Raw genomic sequence first — 20,019 nt, 5'->3', positions numbered from 1 at the left:
AGCCGCGAGCGGAGTTTGGTGCGCTCAGCAGGATTCGAACCTGCAACCTCTTGATCCGTAGTCAAGTGCTCTATCCGTTGAGCTATGAGCGCTCGCCCCGGCGGACTGGCCTCCTGGGCGGTGCGGGGACAACATTACATGACCGTCGACCTGGGGCGAAATCGATTGCCGACGACCCGGCGACCCGGCGGCGAGGGCCCGGACCGCGCCGGACCCGGACGACGCAGGAGCCCCGCCGGTCAGTGACCGACGGGGCTCCCGGTGAGCGGAGGCGGAGGGATTTGAACCCTCGATGGACGGTAAAGCCCAAACCGCATTAGCAGTGCGGCGCCATAGACCGGACTAGGCGACGCCTCCAACAGCCGGACCACCACCGGCACTCCGGCGCGTTCCGTGCGACTGCGATGATGCCACAGCCGACGGCCCCGGCACCAACCACCACAACGATACTGGCCGGGTCGTCCACGGCGCAAAGAAGAATGAGATACTTCCCTCTCCGAGGAGAGCCAGAGCCGCCCGTCGCAGCGGCGGCACGAAGCCGTGAGGAGACCTGTCGACGTGAGCAGCAGGCCGACCCGAGGCGCTGCTCGCCTCGCCGCGATACTCGATGCACTGCCCGAACCGCTGCTGCTGGTGAACAGCAACGGCACCGTGGTCGACGTCAACAAGGCCGCCGTGGAGAGCCTGCAGGCACCCGGCACCTCGCTGGTCGGCATGGGCGTGCTGGACCTGCTGCCGGAGTTCGACCCCAGTCGGATCCCCGGTTCCATGCGGCCCCCCGCGAGCGAGACCGAGAGCCTGGACCGACCGGTCCGAATGACCGCACGGCGCACCGACGGCACCGCCTTCACCGTCGAGGTGTCCGGGAACGACTTCACCGACGAGGGCGGCGGGGAGGCGCACGGCTTCCTGTCCTTCAACACCAACGACCAGGGGCTGCTGCTGCTCCTGGTCCGCGACATGTCGGCCCGGCTCGGCGTGGAGTCCGAGCTGCGCCGCCAGCACAAGCAGACCGAGATGATCCTGCGCGCCGCCGCCGAGGGCGTCCTCGGCGTCGACCTGGAGGGCCGCGTGGTGCTGGTCAACCCGGCTGCCGCGCACATCCTGGACTTCCGGGCCAGCGAGCTCGGCGGCCGCGAGCTGCACCCGCTGATCCAGCACTCGCAGCCCGACGGCAGCCCGCTCGCCGCCGAGAGCTCCGCGCTGGTGGACACCCTGCACTCCGGCCGCAAGCACCGGATCCGCGACACCGTGCTGTGGCGCAAGGACGGCCGGCCGGTCACCGTCGACCTGACCACCGCCCCCGTCCGGGACGGCGAACAGCTGGTCGGCGCGGTGATGACCTTCACCGACCGCACCCGCGAACTCGCCCTCGCCGCCCGCAACGAGCACCTCACCGCCGTCCTGGAGAGCGAACTCGGCGGGGCGCTCACCGCGCTGCGCGGCCGGATCGACGCGCTGGCCGCCGACCCCGCCGGTCAGCTCTGGCCCGAGGCCAACTGGACGCTGCGCCGGCTCGCCGACGAGTGCGGCCGGTTCGGGAAGCTGATCGACGGCGTGCTGGAGCACCAGCGCTTCGAGGCCGCCGCCGACCGCGGCAAGGCGTCCCTCGACCGCGAGCGGGTCGGCCTGGACGAGGTCGTGCAGCTCGCCGTCGACCGGGCCGGGGAACTCGTCGGGCCCGGCCGGGTCCGCTACTCGGTGCACGCCGCCGCCGTGAAGGTGCTCGCCGACCGCGAGCGGCTCGCCCGGGCGCTCGCCCACCTGGTGGCCGACGTCAGCGGCGTCACGCCCGCCCCCGGGCCGGCCCGGGCCGAGGGCGAGGGCCCCGCCGGGACCTCGTTCGCCGGGCCCGCGCCGGCCGGCGAACAGCCCCCGATGGTGGTGCTGGCCGCCGCCCGGCGCGGCGACGTCGCCCGGATCGAGGTGCGCGGCCCCGCCCGCAGCTCCAGCGCCGTGCACCTGCCGATCGCCCGGGCCGCCGTCCAGCGGCACGGCGGCGTGCTCCAGCGCCACGACCTGCCCGACGGGGGCGGCGCCACCTACGTGGTGGAACTGCCGCTCGACCCCGACGGCGACGCGTCCGGCGGGCCGGACAGGCAGCAGCACGTCCCCAAGGACTCCGACACCGCGATGATCCCGGACCTGCCCGGGCAGGCCGGTCCGGGGGGTCCGGACGCTCCGGACGGATCGCGTCCGGCCGAGGGCGGGGCGCCGGGCGACCCGGCGGCTCCGAGCGCCGCGCGCGCCGACGACACCCAGGGCTCCGGCCGCCGCCGGGCCCGGGCCGCCGAGGCGCGCGAGGTCCGGGACGCGGCGGAGCAGCAGGCCCCGCGCGGGCCGATCGCGCTCGGCGCCGGGCCGGCCGCCGACGACACCTCCGGCGGCGGCGCGATCGCCCTCGGACCGGCCGAGAACCCCGAGGGCGGCGCCCGCTCCGGGCGGCGGGCCCGCCGGGCCGCCGCGCAGGCCGCGCCCGGCGACAGCTCCGGGGCGCTGCGCATCCCCGGCGTCCCCGACCCCGGGACGCCCGTCTACCCGGGCCTGGAGAGCGCGCTGGCGGCCACCACCCCGGAGCCGGTCACCCCGACCGCCCAGCCCACCGGACGCCGGCGGCGGCTCGCGCTGCCCGCCGACACCGCCCAGAGCGCGGAGGAGGTCACGGCGGTCCTGCCGCCCGTCCCCGCCACCGACCCGGTCCCAGCGGTCCCGCCGGTTCCGCCGGTCCCGCCGACCGTCCCGGCACCGAGTGCCGGTGCTTCGGGCTCCGGTGCTTCGGGCTCCGGTGTTCCGGACGCCGGGGGGCCGGACGCCGGGCCGTCGAACGGCGCGCTGGAGGTCGCCCGCCCCGCCGCCGCGGCGCTGCCCGCCGGGGCGGACGCCGCCCCGCAGGCCCCCGAGCCGGTCGGCAGCGGGCTGGGCGAGCTGCTGCCGCCGCGGCCGGTGGGCGGTTTCCCGGCCGCGTTCCCCGGCGCTCCGGTGCCGGGCCAGGCACCCGCCCAGAACGCGCTGCCCGTCGGCGGGAGCGGCCCGTCCGCGGTCGACCCCGTCCTGCTGAACGGCCAGCGCCTGGGCGGGACGGCCCCGCAGGGCGGGCCCGGCGAGGGCGGCGGCCCCGGGGCGGCCCTGGCGCTGCCCGGCGGACCGGGCGGCGCACCCGTCGAGGGGCGCACCCCGCCCCGGCCGATGGCCGAACTCGCCCGGGCCAGGGACCTCCCGCAGGACGGCCCGCGCCCGCTGCTGGTGTGGCCCGAGCCCGACCCGTCCACCCGGGGCGCGCTGGAGACCCGGGGCTTCCAGCCGGTCGTCGTCGCCTCCCGCGAGGAGGTGGACGCGCAGGTGCCGCAGGCCCCCGCCGCGCTGTTCGTCGACCCGCTGACCGGCCCGATCACCCGTACCGCGCTGCAGTCGCTGCGCACCGCCGCGCTGGCCGGGCGGGTGCCGGTGCTGCTGGCCGCCGGTCTCGGCCAGGCCACCCGGGACGCCGCGTACGGCGCCGACCCGGCGGTGCTGCTGCGGGCGCTCGCGCCCCGGGACGGCGAGAACCACGCGGCCCGGGTGCTGCTGGTGGAGTCCGACCCGGAGGTCGCGGCGGCGCTGGTGGCCAGCCTGGAGCGGCGCGGCATGCACGTCGAGCACGCCGCCGACGAGAACGAGGCGGTGGCACGGGCCAGCAGCCTCCAGCCGAACCTGGTGGTGCTGGACCTCCAGCGGATCGAGCGCCGCAACCTCGGGCTGCTCGACTGGCTGCGCGCCAACGACCGCCTGCACCGCACCCCGCTGGTCGTCTACACCTCGGCCGACCTGGACCCGCAGGCCCGGGCCGGGCTGCGCACCGGCGAGAACGTGCTGTTCCTCGCCGAGCGCTCCACCACCGAGGACGTGCAGGGCCGGATCGTCGAACTGCTGGCCAGGATCGGCGCGTTGGGCCAGTTCGCGGGGGCGGGTAGCAGCACCTCCTTCTGACGTACCGTCAACCGCCTTCCCCGGGAGGCCCGGCCGGCGTCCGGCACTTGGTGGCGGTCGACGGTGCCGACGGGCCGGTCACCGGCAACACCGCCGCCGCCGGGCGCCGAGCGGCCGGGGGCGGGCGGCCGGGGCGGCGGCCGGGGTCAGTGGTAGGCGTGGACCACCGCGTGGCCACGGCCGCGGCCGATCAGCCAGCGGTTGACCGGGACGGTGACCAGGAAGGCCAGCACCAGGGAGCCGGCCAGCGACGCCCAGAACAGCGCCTGGCCGAGACCCGCGTCCATCGCCCCGGGAACGGTCACCATGACGCCGTTGTCGATCAGTTCCATGACGATGATCGACACGGTGTCGGCGGCCAGCGCGACCTTCAGCGCGGCCCGGAAGGGCAGACCGGCCTTCCGCACGCCCCGCATGGTCAACGCGTAGCCGAACACGAAGGCGAGCGCGGTGGACAGCACCACGGTCGCGCCGTTGTGCAGGCCGAGGCCGACGCCGATCACCTGACCGAGCACCTCGCCGATGGCGCAGCCGGTCAGGCAGTGCAGGGTCGCCTGCGCGGCGGTGCGCCAGCCGCTGCCGCCGCCACCGCCGCCGTGCCCGGGGTGCGTGTGCGGGGCGTGCTGCGCGTGGTGCGGGGCGTGCTGCGCGTGCGCGTGGTGCGCGTGCCCGTGGTGCGCGTCGTGCTCCATGACGGCCCTCCTCGTCCGAACCGGTGGGTTCCTCCGACCGCAAGGAACGCCATACCCCCAGGGGGTATTCCCACCCGGCCACCCGAGCTTCCCGAGGAGGGCCGTCCGGCGTCAGCTCCTGTCGGCCTTGCCGAGCACCGTCACGTCGAGGCGCTCCGCCGCGTAGTCCGCCCGGATCACCTTCTTGTCGAACTTGCCGACCGAGGTCTTCGGCACCGACTCGATCAGCGACCAGCGCTCCGGCAGCTGCCAGGAGGCGACCCGTTCGGCCAGGAAGGCCCGCAGCTCGGGCAGACCGGCCGTGGCGCCGGGCCGCAGCACCACGGTGGCCAGCGGGCGCTCGCCCCACTTCTCGTCCGGGACGGCCACCACCGCGGCCTCGGCGACCTCGGGGTGCGCCATCAGGTGGTTCTCCAGCGCGACCGAACTGATCCACTCGCCACCGGACTTGATCACGTCCTTGGCCCGGTCGGTGAGGGTCAGGTAGCCGTCGGCGGTGATGGTGCCGACGTCGCCGGTGCGCAGCCAGCCGTCCGGGCTGAACTTGTCCTCGGGGGACTCGGCCTCGTGGCCCGCGCCGCCGAAGTACGCCGCGGCGATCCACGGCCCGCGCACCTCCAGCTCGCCCTCGGCGGTGCCGTCGTGCGGCACCGGCTCGCCGCCGGGGCCGATCAGCCGCGCCTGGACGGAGGCCGGGAAGACGCCCTGGGTGACCCGGTACGCCCACTCGTCCTCGCCGGTGACGCCGGCGGGCGGGTGCGCGACGGTGCCCAGCGGGGAGGTCTCGGTCATGCCCCAGGCGTGGATCACCCGGATGCCGTGCCGCTCCTGGAAGGCCCGCATCAGCGCGGGCGGACAGGCCGAACCGCCGATGACGACGGTCTCCAGGGCGGAGGTGTCGTAGTCGCCAGCGTCCAGCTCGTCCAGCAGGCCGGTCCAGATGGTCGGGACGGCCGCGCCGAAGGTCGGCTTGACCCGGTCGATCATCTCGGCGAGCGGCTTGGGCTGCAGGAAGCGGTCCGGCATCAGCAGGCTCGAACCGGTCATGAACGCCGCGTGCGGGATGCCCCAGGCGTTGACGTGGAACATCGGCACGACCGGCAGCACGGTGTCGCGGGCGGTCAGGCCGAAGCTGGAGGCGGCGATGATCTGCATCGAGTGCAGGTAGATCGAGCGGTGGCTGTAGACCACGCCCTTGGGGTCGCCGGTGGTGCCGGAGGTGTAGCAGAGCGCGGCGGCCTGCTTCTCGTCGATGTCGGTCTGCCACGGGTAGTCGGCCGGCCGCCCGGCGATCAGCGCCTCGTACTCGTGCACCGTCCCGTCGAACCCGGCCAGCAGCGCCGGGTCGTACGCCCCGGACACCACGATGTGCTCGACCGTCCCGGCCAGCTGCGGCAGCACGGCGGCCAGCAGCGGGAGCACCGTGCCGTTGACGATGATCACCCGGTCCGCGGCGTGCTTGACGATGTAGACCAGCTGGTGCGCGGGCAGCCGCAGGTTCAGGGTGTGCAGCACCGCGCCCATGGACGGTATGGCCAGGTACGCCTCCTGGTGCTCGGTGTTGTTCCACATCAGCGTCGCCACGACGCTCCCGTCCGTCACCCCGAGCTCGTCGCGGAGGGCGTGGGCGAGCTGTCCGGCCCGGGCACCGATCTCGGCGAAGGTCCGCACCACCGGGCCGTCCTCGGTCCAGGTGGTGACGGTCGACCGGCCGTGGATGGTGGAGCCGTGCTGCAGAATCCGGGCAACCGTGAGCGGAACGTCCTGCATCGTGCTGTACACGCGGGTCCTCCTTGACCGGCCGGCACGTTGCTACCCGCAGGTAGCAAGCGATTTCTCCGATTGTTTCCCCGGTGCACCCCCGCTGTCAGCAGTCGCAACCGAGATGAGACCGACCCCGCAGGTCGCGGGGCGTGGGGGGGCGAGGCGTGGGGGGCGGGTGGCCGTGCGTGCTTCCGGCCGCTTCCGGCCGCTTCCCTCCACGTCCGGCCGCCCCGGCTCCTCGGCGCTGCCCGGCGCTCCTCGCGCTGTCCGGCGCTGCTCAGCGGGCGACCGGGGCGTCCACCTGGTTGCGGTCGATGGCCAGTGCGGCGCCGCCGTAGCTCTCCTTGGCGTTGCCGTGGTGCTGGTGGATCCGGGAGTGGCCGACCCACAGGTCGTCGCCAAGTCGGCCCGCGCCGTCGGTGGTGGTGGCCCGGTCGTCCCAGTTGGCGTACCAGACCGCGTCCGGGAGCGGGCCGCTGCCGGCCCGGGCCGCGGCGGCCAGGTCGGCCACCCCCGAGTTGGTGGAGGAGTAGAAGCCGGAGCGGAAGCCCGCCCGGTGCAGCGCCTGCGTCCAGGCGACGGTGAAGTCCATCACCGCCTGGCTGCACGCCCGGTTGCCGCTCGGGTACGCCTCGATGTCCAGGTAGACGGGGGTGCCGGTGCGCAGACCGAGGTTCTTCACCGCGCGCACCGCCTCGGCCGCCTCCTCCTTGCCCTGCTGGACCGCCTTCGCCGGGTCGATCCGCTGCCCCTTGTTGCTCGGCGCCATGCACGGGGCCTGCCGTCCGACGTGGGTGGGGATCAGCTGCCAGCCCATCTCGCGGACCTCGCTCACCCAGGCCGCCGTCAGCCGGGACTGGCCGCAGGCCCGCTGCCGTCCGCTGGTGTAGATCCCGACCGCGCCGTACGGGGAGGTGCCCCACCAGGCGCGCATGGTCTCCAGCGGCGGCGCGGAGCAGGCGTCGAACCCGGCGCCCGTGAACACCTCGGCGGGCAGCGGCTCCCGGCGCGCGCCCAACGGGTCGGCAAGCAGCGTCCGGCGCAACCGGACGGGCGGCGCCGCGGCGGCGGTCCGGGCCTCGGTCCGCGCCCCGGTCAGCGCGGCGGCCTGGTGCGCCAATGCGGGCAGCTGCCGGGCCGGCGGTTGCTGGGCGGCGAGTTCGGGGGCGAGCGGCGGGGACTGCCGGGACACGGAGGTGGAGGCGGAAGCAGAGGTGGAGGCGGGGGCGATGGCGGCGGTCGAGCCGGTCGTCGGCATTCCGACGGCCCCCTGGTCGGTGGCGAGCAGCAGGACGAGTGACGCGGCCGTCAGGGCCGCGGGGCCGAGGTAGCGCACCCCCCAGAACTACTGACGGGCCGTCAGCCCGCCCGGCAGGACACGCCGCCGCCGTCGCCCGGTCACCCGGGTGGCTCTGTGGCGACGCTCACCGGTAACCGTCTTTGACCATTTCCACTCCTTACGACAGACTCGATCACATGCCAGGCACGTCCCTCACCGCTGAAAGCACAAGCGAACTTCCAGGAGTCACCTACGTTTCGAAGGTCGATTCCGGTTCCGGCCGGGTACGGGCGGGCGGCCCGCGCCGCCCCGGCGTACGACGACCGGACGTGCGACGACCGGACGTGCGACGGGTGCGCGGTGTCCGGCAGCGGCTGGGGCGCGTCCCGGCTCCGGTGCTCTGCCTGGTGTCGATGCTGGCGGTGCAGCTCGGGGTGGCGGCGTCCAAGCCGCTGTTCGGGGTGCTGGGGGTGGCGGGCGCGACCTTCCTGCGGATCTCCTTCGCCGCCGTCGTGCTGCTCGCCGTCACCCGGCCCCGGCTGCGCGGCCGCAGCCGGCGGGACCTGGCGATGGCCGGACTGCTCGGCGTCGCCTCCGCCGGGATGACCCTGCTGTTCGCGGGCGCCGTCGACCGGCTGCCGATGGGCACCGCGGCCACCATCGAGTTCCTCGGCCCGCTGGCCGTCGCCCTGGTCTTCGCCCGCCGCGCCGGGCACGTGCTGTGGGCGGCGCTGGCGGCCGCCGGGGTCGCCCTGCTCACCCTGCTGGGCGGCGAGGGCGGTTCCGGCCCGGGCGGCCTGGACCCGGTCGGCCTGGCCTGCGCGTTCGGCGCGGCCGCCTGCTACGCGGGCTACATCCTGTTCACCGACAAGGTCGGCGCGGCCTTCAAGGGCTTCGAGGGCCTGGCGGTGTCGTTCACCATCGGCACCGTCGTGCTCGCTCCGTTCGGCGCCGCCGAGGCGGTGCGCGGCCTGTCCGGTTCCGACTCCCCCGGGCTGCTGCTGCTCGCCGTCGCGGGGGTCGCGCTGCTCTTCCCGGTGCTGCCGTACGCGCTGGAGATGACCGCGCTGCGCCGGATGTCGCAGCGGGTGTTCAGCGTGATCGTCAGCCTCGACCCGGCGGTCAGCGCCCTGGTCGGCCTGCTGGTGCTCGGCCAGGTGCTGGGGCTGCCGCAGGTGCTGGGCATCTGCTGCGTGGTCGCCGCGAGCGTGGGGGCGACACTGACCGCGCGCCGCTGATCCGCCGGGACGCTGAGCCGCCGGGTCGCCAGGTGGCGCTGGGCGCTGTTGGGCCGCCGGGCCGCCGGGTGGCGCGGCCCCGGCCGGGTCGGGCCGGGCCGGGCCGGGATGCGCCTCGGGGGCGCGGCAACCGCCGTGTGGCGGTGTCGCGCCCCCGAGGGGTTCCGATCGTCGTCCGTGGTACGCCCCGAGGCGGTGACCCTTTCCACTCCCGGGTGCTCCGGCGGTCCGTGCTCCGTCCGGTCCGGCGCCCCCGCCGGTCCGTGCGCACCTCCCGCCGGGAGGTCAGAACGAGTAGACCGGCGCGAAGACGAGGTTGAAGTTCTTGTTGGACTGGTCGGCGTAGACGACCCCGGTGTTTCCCTTCACCCCGAGGGTGTTGTTCTGGTTCGACGCACCGGCACCGGTCGCCGTCTGCTGGGTGGAGTTGTAGTTGCCGTCGACCGGTCCGAAGACGTTGCCGCTGCCGAAGTCCGAGACCACGCTGCTGTTCGAGCCGTGGCCGGCAGCCGCACCGTTGTCGGCCGCCGCGGCACCCGCCCCGGCCAGCAGCAGACCCGCTGCGAGCGGGACGGACGCGACCAGCGCGGCCAGGCGTGTGGTGCGGAAGCGCGCCATGGGATTCCCTCCGTTGGTTCTTGCCGGTTATTGCGAGCTGGAAAAAAGGTGTTCCGGAGTTCGCGGCCAGACGATGCTCCGGGGCTGCGACGCCGAGGGACAGACTTCCGCAACAAATCGACAAAGCACCAGCACCGCTGAGCCTTTTCCCCCATTAGCGTGACGCGGCGACACTGGCGCATAATCTCGGGCCGATCGGTTCGTCGGCAGACACACCGCCTGCGAGCTGGCGATTCGCCCGGACGGCGGGAGCCGTACCGCCCTCCGGGCGGGGGCGCGGCGACCGGTTTCCGGCGAGTCGCGCAAGCCCCGGGGCGCACGAACTGTCCGGCCGCGCCCCACCGGGGTCGCATGACCACACAAAGTCGATATTCAGCCAGTGTCGAAATTCCTCATACCATCCGGATGCCACATTATGATGGTCGGGTCAATGGTAGGCGAATTTCCCGACCATCATCTTGTGATGATCGGGAAATTTCCGCTGCGGCTAGGGGTCGGGAATCAGGGGTCAGGAGTCGAAGCAGGAACCCGACCGACCGGACGGCCGAGCGGCCGACTGGCCGGACGGGCGGAGGAGCGGACGGATGGGCGAGCGGGTCAGAGCATCTTGCCCGGGTTGAGGATGCCCAGCGGGTCGAACGCCGCCTTGATCTGGCGCTGCAGCTCCAGCCCGACCGGGCCCAGTTCCCGGGCCAGCCACTCGCGCTTCAGCAGGCCGATGCCGTGCTCGCCGGTCACCGTCCCGCCCAGTTCCAGGCCGAGCGCCATGATCTCGTCGAAGGAGCTCCGGGCCCGGGCCGTCTGCTCCTCGTCCTTGGCGTCGAAGATCACCACCGGGTGGGTGTTGCCGTCGCCCGCGTGCGAGACCACGCCGATGGTCAGCCGGTGCCGGTCGGCGATCTCGGCGACGCCGTTCAGCATCGCGGCCAGCGCGCTCCGCGGCACCGCCACGTCGTCGATCATCGTGGTACCCATCCGTTCCAGCGCGGGCAGCGACAACCGCCGCGCCTGGAGCAGCAGTTCGGACTCCGCCCGGTCCTCGGCCGGCACCACCCCGGTGGCCCCGGCGGCGGTGCACAGCGACTCGACCTCGGCCAGCCGCTCGCGCTGGTCCGGGCCGTCGAAGGCGACCAGCAGCAGGGCCCGGGTCGACTCCGGCAGGCCCATCCGCGCCATCTCGTTGACCGCCCGGACGGTGGTGGCGTCCATCAGCTCCATCAGCGAGGGCGCGTGCCCGGCCGCCATCACCTCGCACACCGCCTGCCCGGCGGCCTCCACCGAGTCGAACTCCGCGGCCAGCACCAGCTGCGGCCCCGGCGCGGGCCGCAGCGCCAGCACCGCCTCGACCACCACGCCCAGGGTGCCCTCCGAGCCGACCAGCAGCCGGGTCAGGTCGTACCCGGCGACGCCCTTGGCGGTGCGCCGTCCCGTCCGCAGCAGCCGCCCGTCCGCCAGCACCACGTCCAGGCCGAGCACGTACTCGCTGGTCACCCCGTACTTCACGCAGCACAGGCCGCCGGCGCCGGTGCCGATGTTGCCGCCGATGGTGCAGGACTCCCAGCTCGACGGGTCCGGCGGGTAGGACAGGCCCAGGGCCTCGGCGGCGCGGGACAGCTCGGCGTTGACCACGCCCGGCTGCACCACGGCGATCCGGTCGACCGCGTCGAGGTGCAGGATGCGGTTCATCCTGGTCAGCGACAGCAGGATGCAGCCGTCCACCGCGTTGGCACCGCCCGACAGCCCCGTCCGGGCGCCCTGCGGCACCACCGGGACCCGCAGCTCGGTCGCCGTCCGCAGCACGAATCGCACCTGCTCGACCGTCTCCGGGAACACCAGCACCGCCGGTTCGCCCGCCGCACAGAACCCGGCCATGTCCCGCGCGTACGCGGCCGTCACGTCCGGATCCACCGCCACCGCGCCGTCGGGCAGCCCCGCGCGCAGCCGTTCGACCAACTCACCCACGGCAAAGACCTCCACTCGCCTCGTCCACACGTCCATCCCACTCCCCCGGCCCCGGCCGGACAACCGCCCCGCCGCCCCCTGTCGCGCTGTCGGTCGGCTCCGGCACCCTGGTACCCATGCGCGCACCACGGATCCAGTGCCCCGACTGCGACCGACCGGTCGCCCTGATGCCCACCCGCCGTACCGGCTACGGCGTCATCCACGACCACAAGCGCGACCGCCGCTCGTTCAGCCTCTGCACCGGCAGCATGCGCCAGCTCCCGCTCAGCGAGGCCACCCGGTGGCAGGACGCGCTCCCCGGCCTCCCCGTCCCGGACGAGCCGCCGACGCTGTTCTGACCCCGGACGGCGGACGGGTCGTGCCGCGGAGGGGAGCGGACGGGTCGTGTTGCCGTGGGGCGTTCCCGGGAACACCGGGCCGGGCCGGTCACCTGCCGTACCGGCGGGCGTCCGGGCGGGGCGGTTCGGGCGGGGCCGCGCGGTCGGCCGGAAAAGGCGGCAGGTGGCGCGCCTGGCGGCACACCACCTGCGGCGAGCGGGGGCGCGGCAACGCCGTCCGCTCGCAGTCCCCGGAGGTGTCGGTGGAGTCCGCGTACGCCTAGGGAATGTCCAGTGTTGCGCAATGGCAACACCGTGCGGGGGAAGACTCACACGCGACGCTGGCCACCTGCAATCGGGATCTGGACAAGTCCGCATCAACGGGCGGGCAGTGTGTATCTGATGGTTCAAAATGCTAATGTTCCTCCCCCTTCGGGCCCGGGTGTACAGCCGGGACGCGAATCGCGCCTGGTCAGGGCATTCAGTGAATGAACATGCCGCCCTTTCCGCCTGGGGTGGCACCCCGGCGGCACCCGGCGTTCCCGCCCCGGCGATCCGGTCGAAACCCGATCCCCGGGCCGCCTGCCGACTGGACGGCCTTGCAACAAAAGCGAGTTGACAACCATCGGCCGTCCGGGCGACCACCGGACGGGGTGGGATGATTCATCCGCCGCCGAATCGGGAGTCGGCAAACTCCCGGTCGATCGATTGCGGCCCGGACCGCGAGGTCCCGGTGGAGTCCGTCCCTTTCGGCTAGGAGAGAACCCCTTGCACCAGCGCATTCCCGCCGTCACCGCCTGCATGGGGACCGGCGCCCGGCCCGTCGCCGGTTTCGGAAGTCCCGGCGGCTCCGGTTCGTTCGGCGGCTCCGGTGGTCTCCGTGGCCCCGGTTCCCTCGACGGCTCCGGGATCTCCGGGGTCGAGGCGGTGATCGTCATCGTGCTGGCCGTGGCCGTCGTCGTCCTCGTCCGCTCCGGTGCCGCCGCCGAGAGCGTGCTGGCCCTGCTCGGCGGCGTCGGCACCGTCTCGACGGGTGTCATCGTCTCGGTGCGGGCCGGTCGGCGCCCGCGTCTGGTCGCGTTGGAGGGCTGATCCGGTGGGACGCCCCGAGCGGCCCGTCACCGAACGTACGAAGGAGTCCGCGGCGCTGGCGCAGTACCTGCGCCAACTGCGCCGGCGCGCGGGCCTCACCTACTCCCAGCTGGGCGCGGCCACCGGGCTGACCGCCTCCCGGCTCTCCCGGGCCGCGAGCGGCGAAGCGGTGCCGCCGCTGGAGGTGGTGGAGGCGTACGTCCGCGGGTGCGGCGCCGACAAGAAGGAGCTGGCGGCGGTCCGGACCCGCTGGCGGGCCGCCCGCCAGGCCGAGGCGCCGCCGCCGGTGGACCGCCCCCGTGACATCAGGCTGGTCGACACCCCGAGCGAGTTGTGGGCCGCGATGGTGCACCTGCACCGCCGGATCGGACGCCCGTCCCTGCGCCAGCTGGAGAAGCGGGCCGGCGGGCTCGGCCAGCTCCCGCGCAGCACGCTCAACCTGGTGCTCCGCCGGGAGATGCCCCCGTCCCCGGTGCTGCTGGACGCCTTCGTCCGGGCCTGCGGCGTCCCGGCGGCGGACGCCGTGCACTGGGCCGGCGCCTGGAGCCGGGCCTACACCCCGCGCAGCTCGGCCGTGATCCACCCGGAGCCGCGGGACGCCCGCTTCCCGCACCCCAGGGGGTCGGCACCCGCGACCCGCCGGGGCACCCTCGCCGCCGCGGACGGGACGGCCCCGCTCGTCGGCTCGCCCCGGCCGGACTGACCGGGGCGCCGCCGCAGGAGCAGCGCGTCGCAGCCCGGCACAGCACGTCCGAGCGCGTCGCAGCACAGCACGTCCGCGCGTGTCGCAGTGCGTCCGAGCAGAGCAGGTACGAGCACGTCGGAGAACACGGGCAGGCCCGGCACCGTTCGGGCCCGGGTCGTGCGGAGGAATGAGGACATGGGCGATCTACAGCCCCTGGACGACAAGCTCAACAGGCAGTGCCGGGAGTTCGCGGAGGCGCTGCGCGAACTGTTCGCCCAGCTCTCGATCTCGCTGCGCCGCTGCGCCGTGCGCTGCTGCGTCAGCCCCGGCACGCTCTCGCGCTACCTGTCGGGCACCCGGATCGCCCCGCAGGACTTCATCGACGACCTGGTCCGCGAGATCGAGCGGGAGCACGGCACCCGGATCGAACCGGCGGCCCTCGAACGGCTGCGCCTGCTGCGCCGGGCCGCCGTCCGGACCACCGACTCGATCAGCCAGGCCGTGCACCAACTGGAGGACCAGCTGAAGGCCGCCGACGCCCGGGCCCGCTCCACCTCCGCCCGCCGCGAACGGCTGGACAGCGCGCTGGACGGCCAGCGCGGCCTGCTCGCCGACCTGGACCGGCGCCTGAAACGCCTGGAGGCCGACCACCGCGCGGACGCCGGCCCGACCGCGCTCCCCGCCGAACGGGACCTCCCGGCCGAGCACGGCGTCCTGGCCGAGCACGGTCTGCTGACCGCGCACGGCCTGGTCACCGAACGCGACCTGCTGGCCGAGCGCGATCTGCTCGTCGCCCAAGTAGCCGATCTGATCAGCCAGTTGGAGGAAGCCCGGGCCCAGGTCGCGTTCGCCGAGATGCGCTGCGACCTGCTGGAGCGCCAACTCGCCGTGGTCGACACCCAGCGCGGGGCCGCCCTGCCCGGCCCCGAACTGGTCACCCTGGTCGAACCGCACACCGGCCCGCCGCTGCCCGGCGCCGCCACCCCGCCCCCGAAGGTCCTGCTGGTCGACGACAAGCGCCCCAACCTGCTCGCCCTGGAAGCCGTCCTCGGCACCTCCGGGCACCAGGTGGTCTCCGTCTCCTCCGGCCCCGAGGCGCTCAAGGCCCTGCTGGAGACCGACGTCTCGGACTTCGCGGTGATCATCCTCGACGTCCAGATGCCCGGCATGGACGGCTACGAGACCGCCGCCCACATCAAGCGCCGCGCCCGCACCCGCGACATCCCGATCATCTTCCTCACCGCCGTCGGCAACGACCCCGAGTACTCGATGCGCGGCTACGCGGCCGGCGCCGTCGACTTCATCGTCAAGCCCTTCGACCCCTGGGCCCTGCGCGCCAAGGTCGCCGTGTTCGTCGAGATCTTCCTGGAACGCCGCCTCTACGCGTCCCCCCGCGACTGACCCCCGCCCACACCACCCACCCCGCGCGCACCGCCCGGGCCGAACCCGGGAAACACGCCGGGGCGGGTACCGACTGTCCGTCAGTACCCGCCCCGGGCCGGTGCGTCATCCACCGCAGCGGAGGGTGTGGGATTTGAACCCACGGTGGCGCGAGGCCACGACAGTTTTCAAGACTGGTCCCTTAGGCCGCTCGGGCAACCCTCCTCGGCGGAGGCCAGCCTAACGGGTCGGGGCCGGTGGGGTGCACACCGTTTTGGGGTGCGCACCGTTTCGGGGGTGGGGGTCAGTTGTCGCCCTTGCGTTCGCCGAGGGTGACGGTGGTCTTGGCGGCCTTGCCGTCGCGCTTGTACTCGACGTCGACCTTCTCGCCGGGCTTGTGCGTCCAGATTTCGCTGACCAGGGTCGGGCCGCTGTCGATGGCGATGCCGCCGAGCTTGGTGATGACGTCGCCCGCCTTGAGGCCGGCCTGGTCGGCGGGGCCGCCGGGGGTGACGGCGGGGGTGCCCTGGACGGCGGCGGTGGCGATCTGGGCGCCGTCGCCGGTGTAGGAGTCGTTGCGCAGGACGCCGAGGATCGCGTAGACGGGGGTGCCGTCCTTGATCAGGGTCTGGGCGACCCACTTGGCCTGGTTGATCGGGATGGCGAAGCCGAGGCCGATGGAGCCGGCCCGGCCGTTGCCGCTGGTGTTGGACTGGATCGCCGAGTTGATGCCGATCACCGAGCCGGAGGCGTCGAGCAGCGGGCCGCCGGAGTTGCCCGGGTTGATCGAGGCGTCGGTCTGCAGGGCGTTCATGTAGGACGCCTGGGCGCCGGTCTCGTCGCCGGAGGCCACCGGGCGGTCCTTGGCCGAGATGATGCCGGTGGTGACGGTGCCCTCCAGGCCGTAGGGGGCGCCGATGGCGATGGTGGCGTCGCCGATGGCGACCTTGTCGGAGTCGCCGAGCGGCAGCGGGTTGAGCTTGTCGGTCGGCGGGTTGTCGAGCCGGACCACCGCGACGTCGTAGCCCTCGGCGCGGCCGACCACCGAGGCGCTGTACGAGGAGCCGTCGGAGAACTTGACGGTGAGCTTGCCGCCGTTGGCGGCGGGGGCGACCACGTGGTTGTTGGTCAGGATGTGGCCCTCGGTGTCGAAGACGAAACCGGTGCCGGTGCCGGACTCGCTGGAGCCCTCGGCCTTGATGGTGACGGTGGACGGCAGCGCCTTCGCGGCGATCCCGGCAACCGAGTCGGGGGCCCGGTCGAGGTTCTGGTGGGTGTTGCCGACCGCCACGGTGGTGCTGTTGCGGCTGGCGCTGGAGCCGCCGTTCTTGCCGTTGTCGGCGACGGACGCGCCGATCGCACCGCCCGCCAGGCCCGCCACCAGGGCGACGGCCGCGACCAGGGCGATCAGCGAGCCGCGCTTGCGCTTGCCGGGGCCGCCGGCGCCGGGCTGCGGCGCCCCCCACGGCGCGCCGGGCCCGCCCGCGCCGCCCGCGGTGTCGCCGCCGGACGGGTGGCCCCAGCCGCCGACCGGGTGACCGGCGCCGAACGGGTGCTGCGAGTGCTGCGAGTGCTGCGGCGCGCCGGGGTCGCCGGGCGCGCCCGGGCCACCCGGAGCGCCCGGTGCCTCCTGGAGCAGCGGCACGGGGGCGACGGCCGGGTTGACCGCGGTCCGCGCCTCGTCCGGCCGGGCGTACGGGCTGACCGGCTCGGCGACCGTCCCGTACGGGTTCTGGAACGGCGGCGGCGCGTCCACCGGGGCGGCGGGCGCGGCCGGGGCGGCGGCCTGCGGCGCGTCGGGCACCTTGCCGAGCTGGATGGTCTGCTCGGCCGGGGCGGGAGCCGGGGCCTGGCCCGGGGCCGGGGCATGGGGCAGCACCGGCGGCGGGGCGTCCAGGTAGGCGGGGGCGGGTGCGGGGGCGGGCGTACCGGAGCCGGCGGCCACCGCCTCGGTGCCGGCGGGCTCGGGGGCCTTCTCCGGCGGGGTGGTACCACTCGCGTGCTCGGTGCTCACGGACGACCTCCATCGCTGAACAGAACCTTCGGTCGCGAACCGCGGCGCTGGGGGCACGGCTCGCAACCTCGGTGCACAGTTTTTCCTATACCGGATTCGGACACCGTAAGCGGGCCCCTGAAGAAATGATGAGAAGCCTTAGGCAGCTCTGACATGCACATCGATGGTCCCGCGATGCGGACGCCCGTCCCCCCGGTCTTGGCGTTCCCCCGCCCGGAGGCTAGCCTGTCGCTCCTGTAAACCGAAGAACGTCGCGGGAGCTTGGACCAGCCAGGCTGAGAGTGCGCCGGTTCGACCGTAGGGCATGGCGGTGACGCCACCACGGGCGAGGGGGCGCTGACCGCCGGAACCTGTCCGGGTAATGCCGGCGTAGGGAGTATCGGCCATGACGGCTGTTCCGTCTGCCCAGATGTCCGACCGTGCCGTCGAGGCGCGGTCCGAGGCCCCGCTCACCCTCGACACCGCCCCGCCGCGCACCCTGGACTTCCGGGCGCTGTTCGCGCTGTGGGCCAACCTTGGGGTCAGCCTGATCGGCTTCACCAGCGCCGCGACCGTCCTCGGCGAGCCCGGCCACGAGCTGGGGTTCACCGCCGCGGTGACGGCGATCCTCGCGGGCACCGCGATCGGCACCGCGATGCTGGCGGTGGCCGCCCTGGTGGGCGCCCGGACGGGTGCCCCGGCGATGGCGGTGCTGCGCGGACTGTTCGGCACCCGGCTGTCGTACGTGCCGACGGTGCTGAACATCGTGCAGTGCGTCGGCTGGGGCGTGTACGAGCTGACGGTGATCGCCTGGGGCGCGCAGACCGTCTCCGGCACCGAGGGCTGGCGCTGGCTGTTCGTGCTGCTGGCGGGCGTGCTGACCACGGTGCTGACGATCTGGCCGCTGGGCGCGATCGCGGTGCTGCGCAAGTACGTGGCGGTCGCGGTGGGCGTGGCGATGGTCTACTTCACGGTGCAGTTCGCCCGGACGGGCTTCCCGGACCCGGGCGCGGGCAACTGGGACGGCTTCCTGGGCGCGACGGACGCGGTGATCGCGGTGTCGATCTCCTTCGTGCCGCTGGCCGCGGACTACACCCGGCACGCGCGCAGCTCGGCGAAGGCGTTCTGGGGGACGTTCTCCGGCTACACGGTGGCCCAGGTCTGGTGCTACGTGCTGGGCGTGGTGGCGCTGCTGCAGTCCGGCGGCGACGCGAACCGGATCTTCGAGTCGTTCACCGGCGTGGCGGCGGGCTGGGCGTTCCTGCTGGTGCTGGTGCTGCGGGAGACCGACCAGTCGTTCGCAAACGTGTACTCGACGGCGATGTCGATCCACAACCTGTGGCCGCGGGTGGACCGCCGGGTGCTGACCGGCGGGATCGGCGTGCTGGTGACGGTGCTGGCGCTGCGGATCAAGGAGTTCACCGACTCGTACTACGGGTTCCTGGGCCTGATCGGCTCGGTGTTCGTGCCGCTGTTCGCGGTGCTGGCGGTGGACTACTTCCTGGGCGCGGGCCGACGCGGCTGGAACACGGCGCAGGACGCCCCGGCGCGCTGGGTGATGCTGCTGCCGTGGGTGGTGGGCTTCGCGGTGTACCAATTCCTGGCCCCGTCGAAGATCGGCGGCTGGTGGACCGGCCGGTGGGAGGACCTCCAGCAGCTGGTGCACTTCACCCCGGCGGCGTGGTCCTCGGCCTCGCTGTTCTCCTTCCTGGTGGCGGCGCTGGCCACCCTCGCGGTGACCGCGCTGGAGCGCCCGCGGGCGGCGGCGGAGCCACGGGGCTGACGCCCGGGCGGGCCTGCCGGGGACGGGACGGGCCTGCCGGGGACGGGGTGGCGGGTGCGTCCGGGGCGGCGTGGTGCGTCCGGGAGCGGTCAGGGGACCAGCACCACCTTGCCGGTGACGGTGCCGGACTCGGCCAGGCGCAGGGCCTCGGCGGCGGCGGTGAGCGGGAGGCGGGCGGCGAGCGGCGCGGTGAGGTCGCCGCGTCGCAGGGCCTCCAGGACGGCGGTGAGGTCGGCGCGCAGCCGGGCCCGGAAGCGGGCGGGGCGCAGGGAGCGGCCGGCCCAGATGTTGTAGAAGTGCGCGCGGCGGCCGTTCGGCAGCGCGTTCCACCACCAGGTGCGGGCGAGGACCTTGAGCACCGGCCACTGCTTGGAGCCGGTGTCGTCGCGGGTGGCGGCGCTGCCGTAGGCCACCAGGGTGCCGCCGGGGGCGAGCAGCCGCCACGAGTCGAGGACGCTGCGGCCCCCGACGTGGTCGAAGACGGCGTCGACCCCGCCGGGGGCGAGGCGGCGGACCTGGGCCGGGACGTCGCCGGTGCGGTAGTCGACGGGGGTGACGCCCAGGGCGCGCAGCGCGTCGTGGTGCCGGACGGAGGCGGTGCCGATCACCCGGGCCCCGGTGGCCAGCGCGAGTTGGGCCAGCAGCTGGCCGACGCCGCCGCCCGCGCCGTGCACCAGGACGGTCTGCCCGGAGCGGACCCGGGCGTGGCGGTGCAGCAGCTGCCAGGCGGTGATGCCGTTGACGACCGCGGTCTCGGCCGCGGCGGGCTCCAGGCCGGCCGGGACGTCGACGGTGTCGGCCGGGTCGAGCAGGACGTGGCTGGCCCAGCCGCCGGTCTTGACCAGGGCCGCGACCCGGCGGCCGATCAGCCCCGGGTCGGCGCCGGGCCCGGCGGCCGCCACCGTGCCGACCAGGTCGTAGCCCGGGACGAACGGGAACGGCGGCTGGTCGTAGTAGCGGCCACGACGCATCTGCTGCTCGGCGAAGGACACGCCGGTGGCTTCGACCGCGACCAGCACCTGCCCGGGGCCGGGCTTCGGCAGCGCGGAGCGGCGGACCTCCAGACCCTCCGGCTCGACGACACCGGGCAGGACGATCTCGACGAGTTGTTCGCTTCGCATGGTGGTCTCACTTTCGATAGTGACAGTCACTAGAGTTAGAAGCTCTAACAAGAAACGTTGTAGCACCACACTTCCGCGAGAGTCAACAGCAAACGCGATAGGGTCTAACCAAACGGACAAGGTGAAACC

Annotated in this window: 14 protein-coding genes, 3 tRNA genes and 1 riboswitch; of the genes, 7 read left to right on the top strand and 10 right to left on the bottom strand. The window is 74.1% G+C overall.

The genetic code is table 11. The features are described from left to right. Positions 1-16: 16 nt before the first annotated feature. Together K353_RS31335 and K353_RS31330 are read right to left on the bottom strand one after the other, a co-directional pair. Positions 17-92, bottom strand: a tRNA-Arg gene (locus K353_RS31335). A 174-nt stretch (positions 93-266) separates the two neighbouring features. Further along, positions 267-357 (bottom strand) — tRNA-Ser (locus tag K353_RS31330). A gap of 201 nt (positions 358-558) precedes the next feature. Here K353_RS31330 and K353_RS31325 point away from each other — a divergent pair. Then, positions 559-3,966, top strand: a complete 3,408-nt coding sequence (locus K353_RS31325; protein WP_111556879.1) for a PAS domain-containing protein — start codon at positions 559-561, stop codon at positions 3,964-3,966. A 146-nt stretch (positions 3,967-4,112) separates the two neighbouring features. Here K353_RS31325 and K353_RS31320 read toward each other — a convergent pair whose 3' ends face one another. From K353_RS31320 to K353_RS31310, 3 genes are all read right to left on the bottom strand, one after another. Beyond that, positions 4,113-4,658, bottom strand: coding sequence for a DUF4396 domain-containing protein (locus tag K353_RS31320; protein WP_111556878.1), 546 nt, complete (start codon positions 4,656-4,658; stop codon positions 4,113-4,115). A 111-nt stretch (positions 4,659-4,769) separates the two neighbouring features. Then, positions 4,770-6,440, bottom strand: coding sequence for a long-chain fatty acid--CoA ligase (locus tag K353_RS31315; protein WP_111556877.1), 1,671 nt, complete (start codon positions 6,438-6,440; stop codon positions 4,770-4,772). 259 nt (positions 6,441-6,699) lie between these two features. Then, positions 6,700-7,758 (bottom strand): DUF1906 domain-containing protein, encoded by a 1,059-nt coding sequence (locus tag K353_RS31310; protein WP_111556876.1) that lies wholly within the window; start codon positions 7,756-7,758, stop codon positions 6,700-6,702. A gap of 272 nt (positions 7,759-8,030) precedes the next feature. Between K353_RS31310 and K353_RS31305 the strand changes: the two genes are divergently transcribed. Further along, positions 8,031-8,939, top strand: coding sequence for a DMT family transporter (locus tag K353_RS31305; RefSeq protein WP_146616628.1), 909 nt, complete (start codon positions 8,031-8,033; stop codon positions 8,937-8,939). 285 nt (positions 8,940-9,224) lie between these two features. Here the strand turns inward: K353_RS31305 and K353_RS31300 are convergent, their stop codons facing one another. Then, entirely contained in the window at positions 9,225-9,557 is a 333-nt protein-coding gene (locus tag K353_RS31300) for a hypothetical protein (protein ID WP_111556874.1), read from the bottom strand. A gap of 597 nt (positions 9,558-10,154) precedes the next feature. Next, positions 10,155-11,519 carry an FAD-binding oxidoreductase gene (locus tag K353_RS31295; RefSeq protein WP_111556873.1) on the bottom strand — a complete coding sequence of 455 codons (1,365 nt, stop codon included), beginning with the start codon at positions 11,517-11,519 and terminating at the stop codon, positions 10,155-10,157. 116 nt (positions 11,520-11,635) lie between these two features. On the opposite strand from K353_RS31295, the gene K353_RS34080 reads away from it, so the two are divergent. The 4 genes from K353_RS34080 (at position 11,636) to K353_RS31285 (ending at position 15,014) form a co-directional block, all read left to right on the top strand. Next, the gene (locus K353_RS34080; protein WP_146616627.1) at positions 11,636-11,857 is read left to right on the top strand and encodes a hypothetical protein; all 222 of its coding nucleotides are present in this window, start codon (positions 11,636-11,638) and stop codon (positions 11,855-11,857) included. A gap of 747 nt (positions 11,858-12,604) precedes the next feature. Further along, the gene (locus tag K353_RS34665; protein WP_158585549.1) at positions 12,605-12,928 is read left to right on the top strand and encodes a hypothetical protein; all 324 of its coding nucleotides are present in this window, start codon (positions 12,605-12,607) and stop codon (positions 12,926-12,928) included. Between the two features lie 4 nt (positions 12,929-12,932). Next, positions 12,933-13,631: a helix-turn-helix transcriptional regulator gene (locus K353_RS31290; RefSeq protein ID WP_158585548.1), complete on the top strand. Its 699-nt coding sequence runs from the start codon at positions 12,933-12,935 to the stop codon at positions 13,629-13,631. A gap of 177 nt (positions 13,632-13,808) precedes the next feature. Next, complete coding sequence (locus K353_RS31285) at positions 13,809-15,014, top strand: response regulator (protein ID WP_111556871.1); 1,206 nt, start codon at positions 13,809-13,811, stop codon at positions 15,012-15,014. Between the two features lie 118 nt (positions 15,015-15,132). Here K353_RS31285 and K353_RS31280 read toward each other — a convergent pair. Both K353_RS31280 and K353_RS31275 read right to left on the bottom strand, forming a co-directional pair. Further along, a tRNA-Ser gene (locus K353_RS31280) sits at positions 15,133-15,218 on the bottom strand. 79 nt (positions 15,219-15,297) lie between these two features. Continuing rightward, positions 15,298-17,007 (bottom strand): S1C family serine protease, encoded by a 1,710-nt coding sequence (locus tag K353_RS31275; protein ID WP_111556870.1) that lies wholly within the window; start codon positions 17,005-17,007, stop codon positions 15,298-15,300. A gap of 243 nt (positions 17,008-17,250) precedes the next feature. Then, positions 17,251-17,402, top strand: a riboswitch (TPP riboswitch). 14 nt (positions 17,403-17,416) lie between these two features. Between K353_RS31275 and K353_RS31270 the strand changes: the two genes are divergently transcribed. Further along, complete coding sequence (locus tag K353_RS31270; protein ID WP_233533949.1) at positions 17,417-18,769, top strand: cytosine permease; 1,353 nt, start codon at positions 17,417-17,419, stop codon at positions 18,767-18,769. A gap of 89 nt (positions 18,770-18,858) precedes the next feature. On the opposite strand, the gene K353_RS31265 is transcribed toward K353_RS31270, so the two are convergent. Continuing rightward, positions 18,859-19,890, bottom strand: a complete 1,032-nt coding sequence (locus K353_RS31265; protein WP_111556868.1) for a medium chain dehydrogenase/reductase family protein — start codon at positions 19,888-19,890, stop codon at positions 18,859-18,861. Positions 19,891-20,019: the final 129 nt, after the last annotated feature.

The sequence above is a fragment of the Kitasatospora sp. SolWspMP-SS2h genome (assembly GCF_003259315.1).
Lineage (GTDB): Bacteria > Actinomycetota > Actinomycetes > Streptomycetales > Streptomycetaceae > Kitasatospora > Kitasatospora fiedleri.
This window is presented reverse-complemented; position numbering and strand designations above follow the sequence as displayed.